Source organism: Aeromicrobium sp., from assembly GCF_014378035.1.
GTDB lineage: Bacteria > Actinomycetota > Actinomycetes > Propionibacteriales > Nocardioidaceae > Aeromicrobium.
In genome coordinates this window covers 1-12,367 of sequence record NZ_JACMOM010000244.1, presented here as the reverse complement: position 1 = coordinate 12,367, position 12,367 = coordinate 1, and the positions used below count along the sequence as shown (strand labels likewise).

Annotated in this window: 17 protein-coding genes; 14 read left to right on the top strand and 3 right to left on the bottom strand. The window is 65.6% G+C overall.

The features are described 5' to 3' along the window. The first annotated feature begins 15 nt into the window (after positions 1 to 15). The 13 genes from rplN to map all read left to right on the top strand — a co-directional run bounded on the left by rplN (position 16) and on the right by map (position 7,110). Positions 16 to 384, top strand: coding sequence for a 50S ribosomal protein L14 (gene rplN / locus H7290_RS12690; protein WP_056209423.1), 369 nt, complete (start codon positions 16 to 18; stop codon positions 382 to 384). Position 385: 1 nt separating this feature from the next. Beyond that, the gene (gene rplX / locus H7290_RS12685; protein WP_290514380.1) at positions 386 to 760 is read left to right on the top strand and encodes a 50S ribosomal protein L24; all 375 of its coding nucleotides are present in this window, start codon (positions 386 to 388) and stop codon (positions 758 to 760) included. Next, positions 760 to 1,341, top strand: coding sequence for a 50S ribosomal protein L5 (rplE, locus tag H7290_RS12680; RefSeq protein ID WP_290514379.1), 582 nt, complete (start codon positions 760 to 762; stop codon positions 1,339 to 1,341). The genes rplX and rplE overlap by 1 nt, the downstream gene beginning before the upstream one ends. A gap of 26 nt (positions 1,342 to 1,367) precedes the next feature. Then, positions 1,368 to 1,553: a type Z 30S ribosomal protein S14 gene (locus tag H7290_RS12675; protein WP_056209415.1), complete on the top strand. Its 186-nt coding sequence runs from the start codon at positions 1,368 to 1,370 to the stop codon at positions 1,551 to 1,553. Positions 1,554 to 1,645: 92 nt separating this feature from the next. Then, positions 1,646 to 2,053 carry a 30S ribosomal protein S8 gene (rpsH, locus tag H7290_RS12670; protein ID WP_290514378.1) on the top strand — a complete coding sequence of 136 codons (408 nt, stop codon included), beginning with the start codon at positions 1,646 to 1,648 and terminating at the stop codon, positions 2,051 to 2,053. 13 nt (positions 2,054 to 2,066) lie between these two features. After that, positions 2,067 to 2,609, top strand: coding sequence for a 50S ribosomal protein L6 (gene rplF, locus H7290_RS12665; protein WP_290514377.1), 543 nt, complete (start codon positions 2,067 to 2,069; stop codon positions 2,607 to 2,609). Between the two features lie 3 nt (positions 2,610 to 2,612). Next, positions 2,613 to 2,996 carry a 50S ribosomal protein L18 gene (rplR, locus tag H7290_RS12660; protein ID WP_290514376.1) on the top strand — a complete coding sequence of 128 codons (384 nt, stop codon included), beginning with the start codon at positions 2,613 to 2,615 and terminating at the stop codon, positions 2,994 to 2,996. 58 nt (positions 2,997 to 3,054) lie between these two features. Beyond that, positions 3,055 to 3,672: a 30S ribosomal protein S5 gene (rpsE, locus tag H7290_RS12655; RefSeq protein ID WP_290514375.1), complete on the top strand. Its 618-nt coding sequence runs from the start codon at positions 3,055 to 3,057 to the stop codon at positions 3,670 to 3,672. Continuing rightward, on the top strand, positions 3,672 to 3,854 hold the full coding sequence (gene rpmD / locus H7290_RS12650) for a 50S ribosomal protein L30 (protein WP_290514374.1): 183 nt from the start codon (positions 3,672 to 3,674) through the stop codon (positions 3,852 to 3,854). The genes rpsE and rpmD overlap by 1 nt, the downstream gene beginning before the upstream one ends. Before the next feature lies 1 nt (position 3,855). Next, on the top strand, positions 3,856 to 4,299 hold the full coding sequence (rplO, locus tag H7290_RS12645; protein ID WP_290514373.1) for a 50S ribosomal protein L15: 444 nt from the start codon (positions 3,856 to 3,858) through the stop codon (positions 4,297 to 4,299). 128 nt (positions 4,300 to 4,427) lie between these two features. Beyond that, complete coding sequence (gene secY, locus H7290_RS12640; protein WP_290514372.1) at positions 4,428 to 5,732, top strand: preprotein translocase subunit SecY; 1,305 nt, start codon at positions 4,428 to 4,430, stop codon at positions 5,730 to 5,732. Beyond that, positions 5,732 to 6,295: an adenylate kinase gene (locus H7290_RS12635; protein ID WP_290514371.1), complete on the top strand. Its 564-nt coding sequence runs from the start codon at positions 5,732 to 5,734 to the stop codon at positions 6,293 to 6,295. Before secY ends, H7290_RS12635 begins: the two co-directional genes overlap by 1 nt. Before the next feature lie 2 nt (positions 6,296 to 6,297). Next, positions 6,298 to 7,110, top strand: coding sequence for a type I methionyl aminopeptidase (gene map, locus H7290_RS12630; RefSeq protein ID WP_290514370.1), 813 nt, complete (start codon positions 6,298 to 6,300; stop codon positions 7,108 to 7,110). A gap of 74 nt (positions 7,111 to 7,184) precedes the next feature. Here the strand turns inward: map and H7290_RS12625 are convergent, their stop codons facing one another. From H7290_RS12625 to ddaH, 3 genes are all read right to left on the bottom strand, one after another. Then, a complete protein-coding gene (locus H7290_RS12625; protein ID WP_290514369.1) occupies positions 7,185 to 8,573 on the bottom strand; it encodes a class I SAM-dependent methyltransferase in 1,389 nt (462 codons plus the stop codon). Positions 8,574 to 8,638: 65 nt separating this feature from the next. Next, the gene (locus H7290_RS12620) at positions 8,639 to 10,639 is read right to left on the bottom strand and encodes a CHAP domain-containing protein (protein ID WP_290514368.1); all 2,001 of its coding nucleotides are present in this window, start codon (positions 10,637 to 10,639) and stop codon (positions 8,639 to 8,641) included. Positions 10,640 to 10,843: 204 nt separating this feature from the next. Then, positions 10,844 to 11,713, bottom strand: a complete 870-nt coding sequence (ddaH, locus tag H7290_RS12615; protein ID WP_290514367.1) for a dimethylargininase — start codon at positions 11,711 to 11,713, stop codon at positions 10,844 to 10,846. A gap of 464 nt (positions 11,714 to 12,177) precedes the next feature. Here ddaH and infA point away from each other — a divergent pair. Then, positions 12,178 to 12,367: translation initiation factor IF-1 (infA, locus tag H7290_RS12610; protein WP_290514366.1), on the top strand; the 190-nt coding region annotated here is incomplete at its 3' end.

Genomic DNA, 12,367 nt, shown 5'->3' with positions numbered 1-12,367 from the left:
AGTAGGAGACGACGGATGATTCAGCAGGAGTCGCGACTCAAGGTCGCCGACAACACCGGAGCGAAGGAAATTCTTTGCATCCGTGTCCTCGGCGGTTCAGGTCGGCGTTATGCGGGCATTGGCGACACGATCGTCGCCACTGTCAAGGACGCCATCCCCGGCGGAAACGTCAAGAAGGGTGATGTCGTCAAGGCTGTCGTCGTGCGCACCGTCAAGGAGCGCCGTCGTCCCGATGGTTCGTACATCAAGTTCGACGAGAACGCAGCCGTCATTCTCAAGGCCGACGGAGACCCGCGTGGAACACGCATCTTCGGTCCGGTCGGGCGCGAGCTTCGCGACAAGAAGTTCATGCGCATCATTTCACTCGCACCGGAGGTGCTCTGACATGGCCCGCAAAGGCACCGTCAGCATCAAGAAGGGTGACCAGGTCAAGGTCATCGCTGGCAAGGACAAGGGCGTCACAGGCTCGGTCATCGAAGTGATCGCCGAGAATGACCGCGTCATCGTCGAGGGCGTCAACCGCGTCAAGCGTCACACCAAGGCCGGACAGGCCGGTGGCGCGAGCACGGGTGGCATCATCACCAGCGAGGCGTCGATTCACATCTCGAACGTGATGCTGCTCGTCGATGCCAAGGGTGGCAAGACCACCACTCGCGTCGGCTACCGCCGCGACGAGGTCACCAAGAGCCGTCCCGACGGTTCCACCTACACGGCGCACCGCAGCGTGCGCATCTCGAAGCAGACCGGAAAGGAGATCTGATGACCGAGACGACAACCGAGTCCACGCCCACGTCGGCGGCTCCTCGACTGGAGACTCGCTACCAGTCCGAGATCGTGCCGGCATTGCGCGAGCAATTCAACCACGCCAACGTCATGCAGGTTCCCGGCCTCACCAAGATCGTCGTCAACATGGGCGTCGGTGAGGCTGCCCGTGACGGCAAGCTGATCGAAGGCGCACTCCGCGACCTCATCGCCATCACGGGTCAGAAGCCGCAGGTCACCAAGGCCCGCAAGTCGATCGCCCAGTTCAAGCTGCGTGAAGGCATGCCGATCGGCGCGCACGTCACGCTGCGCGGAGATCGTATGTGGGAGTTCCTCGATCGTCTGTTGACGCTCGCGCTCCCGCGCATCCGTGACTTCCGTGGGCTCTCGCCCAAGCAGTTCGACGGTCGCGGCAACTACACGTTCGGTCTGACCGAGCAGGTCATGTTCCACGAGATCGATCAGGACAAGATCGACCGATCACGCGGCATGGACATCACGATCGTCACCACGGCGACCAACGACGACGAGGGACGCGCGCTGCTCAAGCTGCTCGGGTTCCCGTATGCGGAGAAGTAGACCAATGCAGAGCAAGGAGAACTGACATGGCGAAGACCGGTCTCAAGGTCAAGGCCGCCCGCAAGCCCAAGTTTGCGGTCCGCGGTTACACCCGGTGCCAGCGCTGCGGCCGACCCCGTTCGGTCTACAAGAAGTTCGGCCTCTGCCGTATCTGCCTTCGCGAGATGGCACACCGCGGCGAGCTGCCGGGCATCACCAAGAGCTCCTGGTAACACGTCCCCTCAAGTAGCCAGCAACCACTGAAAGCCACAGGTCCGCACCCGTCGGGCGCAGGAAACCATGGCAGGAATGGAACACACGAACTATGACAATGACCGATCCGATCGCAGACATGCTGACGCGTGTCCGCAACGGCAACCAGGCGTACCACGACAGCGTGTCGATGCCGTACTCCAAGCTCAAGGCCGGCGTAGCCGAGATCCTCAAGCAGGAGGGCTACATCACCAGCATCGATGTCGCGGAGCCCAAGGAGGGTGAGGTGAGCAAGTCGCTCACGATCACGCTCAAGTACGGCCCGCACCGTGAGCGCTCCATCGCCGGTATCCGCCGCATCAGCAAGCCCGGTCTTCGTGTCTACGCGAAGTCCACCGGCCTGCCCAAGGTGCTCGGCGGCCTCGGCGTGGCGATCATCTCGACAAGCCAGGGTCTTCTCACCGACCGCCAGGCCAACAAGAAGGGCGTAGGCGGAGAAGTCCTCGCCTACGTCTGGTAGGGCGGAGGAGAACATGTCACGCATTGGCAAGATTCCCGTCACGGTGCCGTCCGGCGTCGAAGTCACGATCGAGGGCCAGGACGTTCGCGTCAAGGGCCCCAAGGGTGAGCTCGCCCACCGTCTCGCGGAGCCGATCACGATCTCCCGCGCCGACGACGGCAGCCTGTCGGTCGAACGTCCCGACGACGAACGTCGCAGCAAGGCGCTCCACGGCCTTTCTCGCACGCTGATCTCCAACATGGTCGTCGGTGTCACCGATGGCTACGAGAAGAAGCTCGAGATCGTGGGCGTTGGTTACCGCGTCCTCGCCAAGGGCCCGGGCGCGCTCGAGTTCAACCTTGGCTTCAGCCACCCGGTGCCGGTCACGGCTCCGGACGGCATCACGTTCACGGTCGAGTCCCCGACCAAGTTCGCCGTCCATGGCATCGACAAGCAGGTCGTCGGTGAAGTGGCAGCAACCATCCGCAAGATCCGCAAGCCCGAGCCCTACAAGGGCAAGGGTGTGCGCTACGCCGGCGAGCACGTCCGCCGCAAGGTCGGAAAGGCCGGTAAGTAAGCCATGGCAATCTCGATCAGGCACAACAAGAGCACCAAGGGTCGTACCGCGTCGCGTATGCGTCGCCAGATTCGTGGCCGCAAGAAGATCCAAGGTTCGGCAGAGCGTCCTCGCCTCGTCGTGACCCGCTCCAGCAAGCACATGGTTGCGCAAATCGTCGATGACCTCGAGGGCCACACCCTGGTCTCCGCATCGACGATGGAAGCCGATCTGCGCTCGTCGGGCGATGACAAGACTGCCAAGGCCAAGCGTGTCGGCGAGCTCGTTGCCGACCGTGCCAAGGCCGCGGGTGTCGCCAGCGTCGTCTTCGACCGCGCCGGGAACAAGTACGCGGGACGCGTGGCGGCTGTGGCCGACGGCGCTCGCGAGGGCGGACTGGAGTTCTGATGATCACAGGAATTCGGATGACAGACACTGAAATGTTCTCAACCATGAGGAGTGCCGCATGAGCGGGCAGCAGCGCCGCGGTGGCGGAGGCGGAGGCCGGGGTCGTAACGACCGCGGAGCCGAGAAGTCGCAGTACATCGAGAAGGTCGTCACGATCAACCGTGTCGCCAAGGTCGTCAAGGGCGGTCGTCGCTTCAGCTTCACCGCGCTGGTCATCGTCGGTGACGGCGACGGACAGGTCGGCATCGGCTACGGCAAGGCCAAGGAAGTCCCCACCGCGATCGCGAAGGGCGTCGAAGAGGCCAAGAAGTCCTTCTTCCGAGTTCCTCGCATCCAGGGCACCATCCCGCACCCGGTGCAGGGCGAGAAGGCGGCTGGCGTCGTGTTCCTGCGTCCTGCGTCGCCCGGTACCGGCGTCATCGCCGGTGGTCCGGTGCGCGCCGTGCTCGAAGCTGCGGGCATCCACGACGTCCTGTCGAAGTCGCTCGGATCGTCGAACGCCATCAACATCGTCCACGCGACCGTGGCGGCCCTCCGGCTGCTCGAGTCGCCGGAGATGGTGGCTGCGCGTCGTGGCTTGACCGTCGAGGAGGTTGCCCCGGCAGCCCTTCTCCGTGCCGGCAGGGAAGGCATCGCTGACGCCAAGTCCAAGGCTGACGCCGGAGTGGGTGCCTGATGGCGCGTCTCCAGGTGACCCAGACCAAGTCCGGCATCGGTCGTAAGCCGAAACACCGCGAGACCCTGCGTTCGCTCGGTCTCAAGCGCATCGGCGACGTCGTCGTCAAGGAAGACCGTCCCGAGATCCGCGGCATGGCTGAGTCCATCCCGCACCTCGTCGACTTGAAGGAGATTGACTGACATGGCGCTCAAGCTGCATCACCTGCGCCCCGCCCCCGGAGCCAAGACCGCCAAGACCCGTGTGGGTCGCGGTGAGGCCTCCAAGGGCAAGACCGCCGGTCGCGGTACCAAGGGCACCAAGGCCCGTTACCAGGTACCCGTCGGTTTCGAGGGTGGACAGGTTCCCATCCACATGCGACTGCCCAAGCTGAAGGGGTTCAAGAACCCGTTCCGCGAGGAGTACCAGGTCGTCAACCTCGACCGTCTCGAGGAGCTGTTCCCCGACGGTGGCGACATCGACGTGGCCGCACTGGTTGCCGGAGGCGCCGTCCGCAAGGGCCGCCCCGTCAAGGTGCTCGGTCAGGGCGACATCACCGTGAAGGTTCAGATCACCGCGAACAAGTTCTCCGGTTCGGCCAAGACCAAGATCGAAGCAGCAGGCGGCAGCGTCACCATTCTTGGCTGATGCTGTCCGGGGCAGGACGGCTGTCCTGCCCCGGCTGTTTCGTCACTGTTAGAGTCAGGCTGCGGGCGCGGGCCCGCTTTTGTCTTTGTCGTCACACCGACGCACTTCGGTGCTAGAGGAGGATCGCGGTGCTCAGCGCATTCGTCCACGCGTTCAGGACTCCGGACCTGCGGAAGAAGATTCTCTTCGTCCTGTTCGTCATCGTCCTCTTCCGGCTGGGTTCGACCCTGCCGGCCCCGGGCATCAACGTCGGCAACGTCCGGGACGCTGTCCAGGCCTCGTCGACGGGCGAGAACAGCAGCCTCTTCGCGCTGATCAACGTGTTCTCCGGCGGAGCGCTGCTCCAGCTGACGGTGTTCGCGCTGGGCATCATGCCCTACATCACCGCGAGCATCATCCTGCAGCTGCTCGTCGTCGTCATCCCACGTCTGGAGGCCCTCAAGAAGGAGGGCCAGACCGGGCAGACCAAGATCACGCAATACACCCGCTATCTCACGCTGGGCCTGGCGATCCTGCAGGCGACCGGCATCGTGGCCCTCGCTCGCAGCGGAAACCTCTTCGGTGGCGCCGAGACGGGCGACCTCCTGTACAACAACGACAGCATCTTGTCGTTCCTCCTGGTCGTGCTGACCATGGTGGCGGGCACCGCCGTGATCATGTGGCTCGGTGAGCTCATCACAGACCGTGGCATCGGCAACGGCATGTCGATCCTGATCTTCACGCAGGTCGTCGCGACCTTCCCCGGTGCCATGTGGCTGATCAAGCAGCAGAAGGGTTGGGTCACGTTCATCATCGTGGTGATGATCGGTCTCGTGATCGTCGCGGCGGTGATCTTCATCGAGCAGGCCCAGCGTCGCATCCCTGTGCAGTACGCCAAGCGCATGGTGGGTCGCCGCATGTTCGGCGGCTCCTCCACGTACATCCCGCTGAAGGTCAACCAGGCCGGCATCATCCCGGTGATCTTCGCGTCGAGCCTGCTCTACCTCCCGGCCCTGATGGCGCAGTTCAACTCCAGTGCATCGTGGGCGTCGTGGATCAACGACAACTTCGTCCGGGGCGACCACCCGCTGTACATGCTGACGTTCTTCTCGCTGATCGTGTTCTTCACGTACTTCTACGTGTCGATCACCTTCAACCCCGAGGAGGTTGCGGACAACATGAAGAAGTACGGCGGCTTCATCCCCGGCATCCGAGCCGGCAAGCCGACTCAGGACTACCTCGCGTACGTGCTGAGCCGCATCACGGCACCTGGCGCGCTCTACCTCGGGCTCATCGCACTGATCCCCATGATCGCGATCGCGGTGCTCAACGCAAGTCAGAACTTCCCGTTCGGTGGCACGACGATCCTCATCATCGTGGGCGTCGGACTCGACACGGTCAAGCAGATCGAGAGCCAGCTGCAGCAGCGGAACTACGAAGGGTTCCTCAAGTAATGCGCCTGCTCATCATGGGTCCTCCCGGGGCGGGCAAGGGGACTCAGGCCGTTGCGCTCGCCAAGCGCATCGGCGGCGCACACATCTCGACGGGCGACATCTTCCGCGCCAACGTTCAGCAGCAGACAGAGCTCGGCAAGGCTGCGCAGCGCTACATGGATGCTGGCGAGTACGTGCCTGACGAGGTCACCAACGCCATGGTCAAGGAGCGGCTCGCCGAGGATGATGCCGGCTCGGCATTCATCCTCGACGGCTACCCGCGCACTGTCGACCAGGTCGCCAAGCTCGACAGCATCTTGGGGGAGCTCGGTACCCAGCTCGACGGGGTGCTGGAGCTTGTGGTTGATCCCGAGGAGCTCATCCAACGGCTGCTCAAGCGGGCCGAGACCAGCGGGCGCACCGATGACGGTGAGGCTGTCATCCGTCACCGTCAAGAGGTCTACACCGCCGAGACGGCACCCCTTCTCGAGGTCTACGGCAGCCGCGGAGTGGTCATCAAGGTCGATGGCATGGGCGGGGTCGACGAGATCACGCGACGGATCGACGACGCGCTCCCGGGCTAGACATGTTCGATCGCGGTGTCGAGATCAAGACCCCCGCCCAGATCGAGTCGATGCGATCGGCTGGTCTGGTGGTTGCTGGTGCGCTGGACGTCCTTCGCCGCAGCGTCCGCCCCGGCGTGACGACCGCCGAGCTGGACACCATCGCCCGTGACCACATTCGTTCTCAGGGCGCCACGTCGAACTTTCTCGGCTATCACGGCTTTCCTGGAGTCATCTGCACCTCGGTCAACGACGAGGTCGTGCACGGCATCCCCGGTCCGCGTGTGCTGCGCGATGGTGACATCATCTCGATCGACTGCGGCGCCATCGTCGATGGCTGGCACGGCGACGCCGCGACGACAGTGGCGGTCGGCGAGGTGCCTACCGAGGTCACCGAGCTCATGCGGGTCACCGAGGAAGCTCTCTGGCAGGGCATCGCCGCCGCGAGTCTCGGCGGTCGGGTGTCAGACATCAGCCACGCGGTCGAGACATCGGTCGATGCCGCAGGGGAGTACGGCATCGTCGAGGGCTACACGGGCCACGGCATCGGATCAGCGATGCACCAGCCGCCCAACGTCCCCAACTACGGCAGACCGGGGCGGGGTCACAAGCTGGTCAAGGGTCTGGCGCTCGCGGTGGAGCCGATGCTGACGCTCGGATCGTCCGACACCCGGACACTCGCCGACGACTGGACCGTGGTGACGAGCGACGGCGAGTGGGCCGCGCACTACGAGCACACCTTCACCCTCACCGATCGCGGCACGTGGGTGCTGACAGCGATGGACGGGGGAGAGGCCCGCCTCGCAGAGCTCGGCATCCCCTTCGGCGGACACTGAATCCTGCGGGTCCGACGTCACCCTGTCGGCGATCGTCTGCGACATGGTCGAGGACACGGCCGGCACGTCCCAGATCAGGGCAGGTATGCGGCGTTCAACGCAAACGTCGCTGAGGCGCCGTCTGCCACTTCTGCCACGATCTGCACGCGGTCGGCCTTGGTCACACCGCGGTGGGGCCCGGAGATGAACTCCTGTCCGACCTCGCCGGGTCGCATGGAGACGCGGAGGGGCGCCTTCGAGCTGGTCTCGCCCGGCTTGGTGGTCCAGACCCACTCGGCGACGGTCTTGTCGCCGGCGTGGGCCGTAGCGGTGAATCGGGTGACCCGCGCGGCGTCGGTGAACAAGAACTTGAACCGCAGCGACTCCAGGCTTGTCACCGGGAACGACACCCCACCGCCGGACGTGACGGTGCAGGTGACTGTCGTGCCGTCCTGGGGCACGACGGTGCCGCTGACCGACGTCATCTGTTCCGATCGGACATCGACGAAGTGGCGGTGCAGCGACAGGGGCCGGGACACGCTCTGCGCAGGACGCCCGGCAGCGCCACGCACACGGGCTGACGGGCCGGGGTCGCGCGAGGCGACGATGAGTGACCACGTGTTGGCCAATGGCTCGACGTGGTGCGCGTACAGACCCGCGCCCGCGAGCATGTCCTTGAGGCGAGCCACGTCGAACACCGACAGGTGCCCCCATGCGCGCTCCAGGCGGCCGTGCAGTGGCACCGAAAACAGTAGTTCTGCGCCCTCGGGGAGCGCATCGGCGATGGTGCGCAGGGCCTTCTCGGCGTCGACGACGTGCTCGAGCACCTCGCAGCAGATGACGAAGTTGGCGCCGGAAGCCTCGATCTTTTCGCGGGTGAGGTCAAACAGATCGCCCGCCTCGAGGTGGATCGGGACGTCAAGCCCGTTGACGGCGAACAGGGCCTCGGCGGTGGGTACGTTGCGGTCGATGATCTCGATGCCGTGATAGCTGGCGATGTTGCGGGCCTTCACGAGCTGGGCGGCGAGGATGCCGCGACCGAAGCCGACGTCGAAGACATGGTCGCCGGGCTGCGCGATGTCGGTCATGCGGCGGAACCGCAGTCGGTTCTTCTTGGACTCCTGGGGCAGGACCTTGCCGTTGGGGAGGGTGTACACGAGGTCGGGGATCGTGTCTTCGGCATACTGGTGCCACGCGTCGACCTCGTGACCGAACACCCGCTCGGCGGCAGATCGGCTGAGGCGTTCGTGCGCGTCGATCAGGAGCCAACCCGACCGTACGGCAGCGGCCTCCATCGGGTCGGAGACCTCACGCTCCGGCTGGCGCTCGACGCCGTCGGGGGCGTTGGTCACGCGCAGCAGGCGCCCCGGGATGCCCGACGCTCCCACTGACGGCGTGGCGGAGGTGCGTGTTGGTGACGTCGGGCTGGCAGATCCGCGAAGACGGCGCGCAACTCGGCGTCCGAGTGACAGGCTTTGGGACATGTATCAACCTTATCGGGGTGAGACGAGGGTGCGGGTGCCTCACGTGCGCTTCGCGGACCGTGCGTTCAGCGGATGGTGATCGTCCGCATGAGGCGCGCTGATGTGACGGTGGAGGTGCCACCGAACGTCAGGTGATACGTGTAGGTGCCGGCCTTCTGCCTTGTCAGCGTGACGGTGGCCCAGCCGTCACGGACCGTGCCCGCGTTGCCGACGCCCGCGTTGGAACTGATTGACACCCTGCCGTCCGGGGCAGCGACGCCGGGCGCGGTCACCCGGATGACGAACGTCACGGTGCCGGTGCCGCGCGTTGTGCTGGCCGTCATGGCCGACGTGGACTTGGCGGGCCCGATCTTTGCCGTGGTGATGGAGCGGGTCTCGTAGCCCGCGGCGGATGCCGTGACGCGCACCGACAGGGTCTTGCCCAGGTCGTTCACGTTGACTCGATGAGCGCTGCTGGTGGCTCCCGACAGAGTCTTGCCGTCGCGAAGCCACTGATAGCGCATGGTCAGGGTGCTGGGCGACGACGTACCGGGGACGGCGCGAACCACTGAGCCGAGGCGAGCGCTGCCCGAGATCGTGGGTGCCGTGGTGAAGCCGATGCGTCCGGAGGCGACCTCGACTGTGCCGTACGAGCTTGAGGTGGCCGTGGTGAAGCCTGGTCTGCGCGCGGTCACGAAGACTCGCAGGTGGTGCCCGAGCTGCCGACTGGTCGGGAGGTAGGTGCGTTCGGTCGCGCCCGCGATCGCGATCCCGTCGGCGAACCACCGGAACGAGTAGGTGGCCGTCGGTGACCATGCGCCGGTCGACGCGGTGAGCAGCGAGCCGACCCTGGCGGTACCGGCGATGGTGGGGCGGGAAGTCGCTGTGAGCGTCCCGGGGGCGATCCTGCCTGAGACCGGCGAGAGGGCGGACGCCGACGTGTAGCCGTCGCGGCTTGCGGTGACCTTCACGGCGAGCGTCTTGTTGAGGTCGCTGGCGGTCGGCACGTAGGTCGGGTGAGTCGCCCCGGGGAGGTCGACGCCGTTCGCGACCCACCGGTACGCGTACGTCAGGCCCGGACGGGACCAGGTACCGGGCTTGGCGGTGAGGCGCAAGCCGACCCGCGGGGTGCCGGAGATCGATGGCTTCACGAGTGATGAGATCCGGCCCCGAAGGACTTCGCTGCTCGGTGTCGACGTAGAACCGGTCCGTACGTAGCCCGTCTTGAAGGCGGTGGCGGTGACGGTGATGCGATGGCCGACGTCACCGGGTCGCGGGGAGAAGGTCGGGCTGGTCGCGCCGGCGACGGGGGACGAGTCGACCGACCACTGGTAGGCGTACGACGACGCTTCCGGTGTCCATCGTCCGGACGAGGCCGTCAGCACCGAGTCGACGCGGGCCGTGCCGGTGATGATGGGTGCCTCGGCGGCGCGGAGCGTGCCGGGTGCCACGACGGTGCGTGGGGAGGTGGCGCTCGCGCGGGGGTAGCTGGTCCGGAAGGCCGTGACGGTGACCGCGAGCCCCTTGCCGAGCTGCGTGACGCTGGGCGTGAAGGTCTTGCTCGTTGCGCCGGTGATGGCGACACCGTCGGCGAGCCACCGGTAGCCGTAGGTCGATCCGGTCGGCGTCCATCCGCCGACACCGGCCGTCAGGGTGGCGCCCACCTTCACCGTGCCCGAGATGCGGGGACGTTGGGTGTTCTGTAGCTGCAGGTCGTTGAAGTGGATGAAACCGTCGGGCCAGCCCGAAGTGGTCTTCGTGATCTTGCGCCAGTCGAACGCGCCGCTCCAGTTGGACTCCGAGACCCAGATCTCTGTCGAGGAGACGACCCTCTCGACGTACGCGACGTGGCGCCCCGTGTAGCCCCACCAGGCGACCGATCCGACGTGGGGTCGGGTGTCGGTGATGGACGACATCGCCCGGCCCCAGTCCTGGGCGTTGCCGACGGCCGACGTGGGGCGGACGTTGGGCATCTTGTTGGTCGTGACGAGTCGGTAGGCCACGTAGTTGGTGCAGTTCGTGCCGGTGTACATGTTCCAGTAGCTGGTGCCCTGATGGCTTGAGTAGCCGAAATTCGTGTAGTTCACGGTGCCGCAGGAGTAGTAACCAGAGCATTGAACCGTCGAGGAGGCCTGCGCCGGCGCCACCGGCATCAGCAAGGTGGCAAAAAGTAGCACAACGAGAGCAATACGAGGCCGCGACACGCAGTCACCCTACGTGACAGATGGGACGTGTGGGACTCGAATCAGGGACTTTCCTGGCTGTGCGGCCGTGGCAAGGGTGCCAACGTCCTAGCGGTGCATCTCCATCGTGCAGCACTTCACGCTTCCGCCGGACTTGATGAACTCGCTGAGGTCGACCGGCACAGGGGTGTAGCCGCGTTCGCGCAGAGAACCGGCCAGACCTGTAGCAGCGGACGGGAGCACGACGTGGTGCCCGTCGCTGACGGCATTGAGGCCAAGCACCCGCGCGTCGTCCTCGCTGCAGCAGATGGCGTGAGGGAACAGGTCACGCAGGGTGCGTTGGCTGTGCCGGCTGAACGCGGCCGGGTAGTAGGCGATGTCGGCCGGCGCCGGACCGTTGCCGTCATCGAGCACCGCGACCGCAGTGTCGAGGTGGTAGAACCGCGGGTCGACAAGCTCGAGCGAGACGACCGGACGGTCGAGCACACTTGCGGCCTCGATGTGAGCCTCGAGCGATGTGCGGAAGCCGGTACCGGCGATAATCATCGGGCCGAGCGCGAGAAAGTCGCCCTCCCCCTCGTTGGTGTGCGTGGGCTCGGCGACGTCCACGCCACGGCGGCGCAACCAATCGGCGTACGCCGCGCCCTCCGCCGCTCGCTCGGGGAACCGGAACTTCGCACCGTAGGCGCGCCCTCCGACCACGAGTCCGCCGTTCGCCGCGAACACCATGTCGGGCTGGCCGGGCATGGGCTCGACCAGGTCGACGCGGTGACCGAGGCTCAGGTAGGTGTTGCGCAGCACCTCCCACTGCAGCCGAGCGCGGCCGACGTCGATCGGGTCGGCGGCATCCATCCAGGGGTTGATCGTGTAGGCGACCCTGAAATGCTCAGGCGCGCACATCACGTAGTCGCGTCGACGTACGGACCGGGCGACCGACGGCTGGGCGCGGCTCGGGGTGCGCGTGTCGAGAACGGTCAACGTGAGGCCTCCGTGGGTGAGCTCGCGGCAGCGAGGCACGCAATGAATCAATGCTATGTCTGCGTTGGCGGGCAGAACGAATCAGAAACTGCCGGAAACCCGACGATTTCATGCGCAGATCGCGCTTTGACGACTCTTTCTTGCAACGGAGCAGATTGTTGCCACGATGGTGCGTCGGGCCGCGTCGATCGTCGGCTCGTCGGCTGGAGCACTGGGGTGCATGCCGCGGTGACGGTGTCAGGGGAGGCCGAGCCCGACCTGCCTTCCTGACCTGCCCACGCCGGGAGCGGGTGCGTCGACTGCTGAGCCCAGACCTCGATTTGGGTCTGTCGCCTGTTCCGGCGTAGAATTGCGAGTCGGCCTTTCTAGGTCCGTATCCCCATGTCCACGACTGCCTCCGGGCGGTCAGGGTGGGGTGGGCGGAACGGGTCGATGTGGCAGCCAAGCGACACGAAGAAGAGGTTATGGCAAAAAAAGAAGGCGTCATCGAGATGGAAGGCGCCGTTGTTGAGGCACTTCCCAACGCGATGTTCCGCGTTGAGCTGGCCAACGGGCACAAGGTACTCGCCCACATCAGCGGCAAGATGCGTCAGCACTACATCCGCATCCTCCCCGAGGACCGGGTTGTGGTGGAGCTTTCGCCGTACGACCTCT

Coding starts and splice junctions, on each gene's coding strand:
- rplN (WP_056209423.1), top strand. CDS start 16: ATGATTCAGCAGGAGTCGCGACTCAAGGTCGCCGACAACACCGGAGCG.
- rplX (WP_290514380.1), top strand. CDS start 386: ATGGCCCGCAAAGGCACCGTCAGCATCAAGAAGGGTGACCAGGTCAAG.
- rplE (WP_290514379.1), top strand. CDS start 760: ATGACCGAGACGACAACCGAGTCCACGCCCACGTCGGCGGCTCCTCGA.
- H7290_RS12675 (WP_056209415.1), top strand. CDS start 1,368: ATGGCGAAGACCGGTCTCAAGGTCAAGGCCGCCCGCAAGCCCAAGTTT.
- rpsH (WP_290514378.1), top strand. CDS start 1,646: ATGACAATGACCGATCCGATCGCAGACATGCTGACGCGTGTCCGCAAC.
- rplF (WP_290514377.1), top strand. CDS start 2,067: ATGTCACGCATTGGCAAGATTCCCGTCACGGTGCCGTCCGGCGTCGAA.
- rplR (WP_290514376.1), top strand. CDS start 2,613: ATGGCAATCTCGATCAGGCACAACAAGAGCACCAAGGGTCGTACCGCG.
- rpsE (WP_290514375.1), top strand. CDS start 3,055: ATGAGCGGGCAGCAGCGCCGCGGTGGCGGAGGCGGAGGCCGGGGTCGT.
- rpmD (WP_290514374.1), top strand. CDS start 3,672: ATGGCGCGTCTCCAGGTGACCCAGACCAAGTCCGGCATCGGTCGTAAG.
- rplO (WP_290514373.1), top strand. CDS start 3,856: ATGGCGCTCAAGCTGCATCACCTGCGCCCCGCCCCCGGAGCCAAGACC.
- H7290_RS12635 (WP_290514371.1), top strand. CDS start 5,732: ATGCGCCTGCTCATCATGGGTCCTCCCGGGGCGGGCAAGGGGACTCAG.
- map (WP_290514370.1), top strand. CDS start 6,298: ATGTTCGATCGCGGTGTCGAGATCAAGACCCCCGCCCAGATCGAGTCG.
- H7290_RS12625 (WP_290514369.1), bottom strand. CDS start 8,573: ATGTCCCAAAGCCTGTCACTCGGACGCCGAGTTGCGCGCCGTCTTCGC.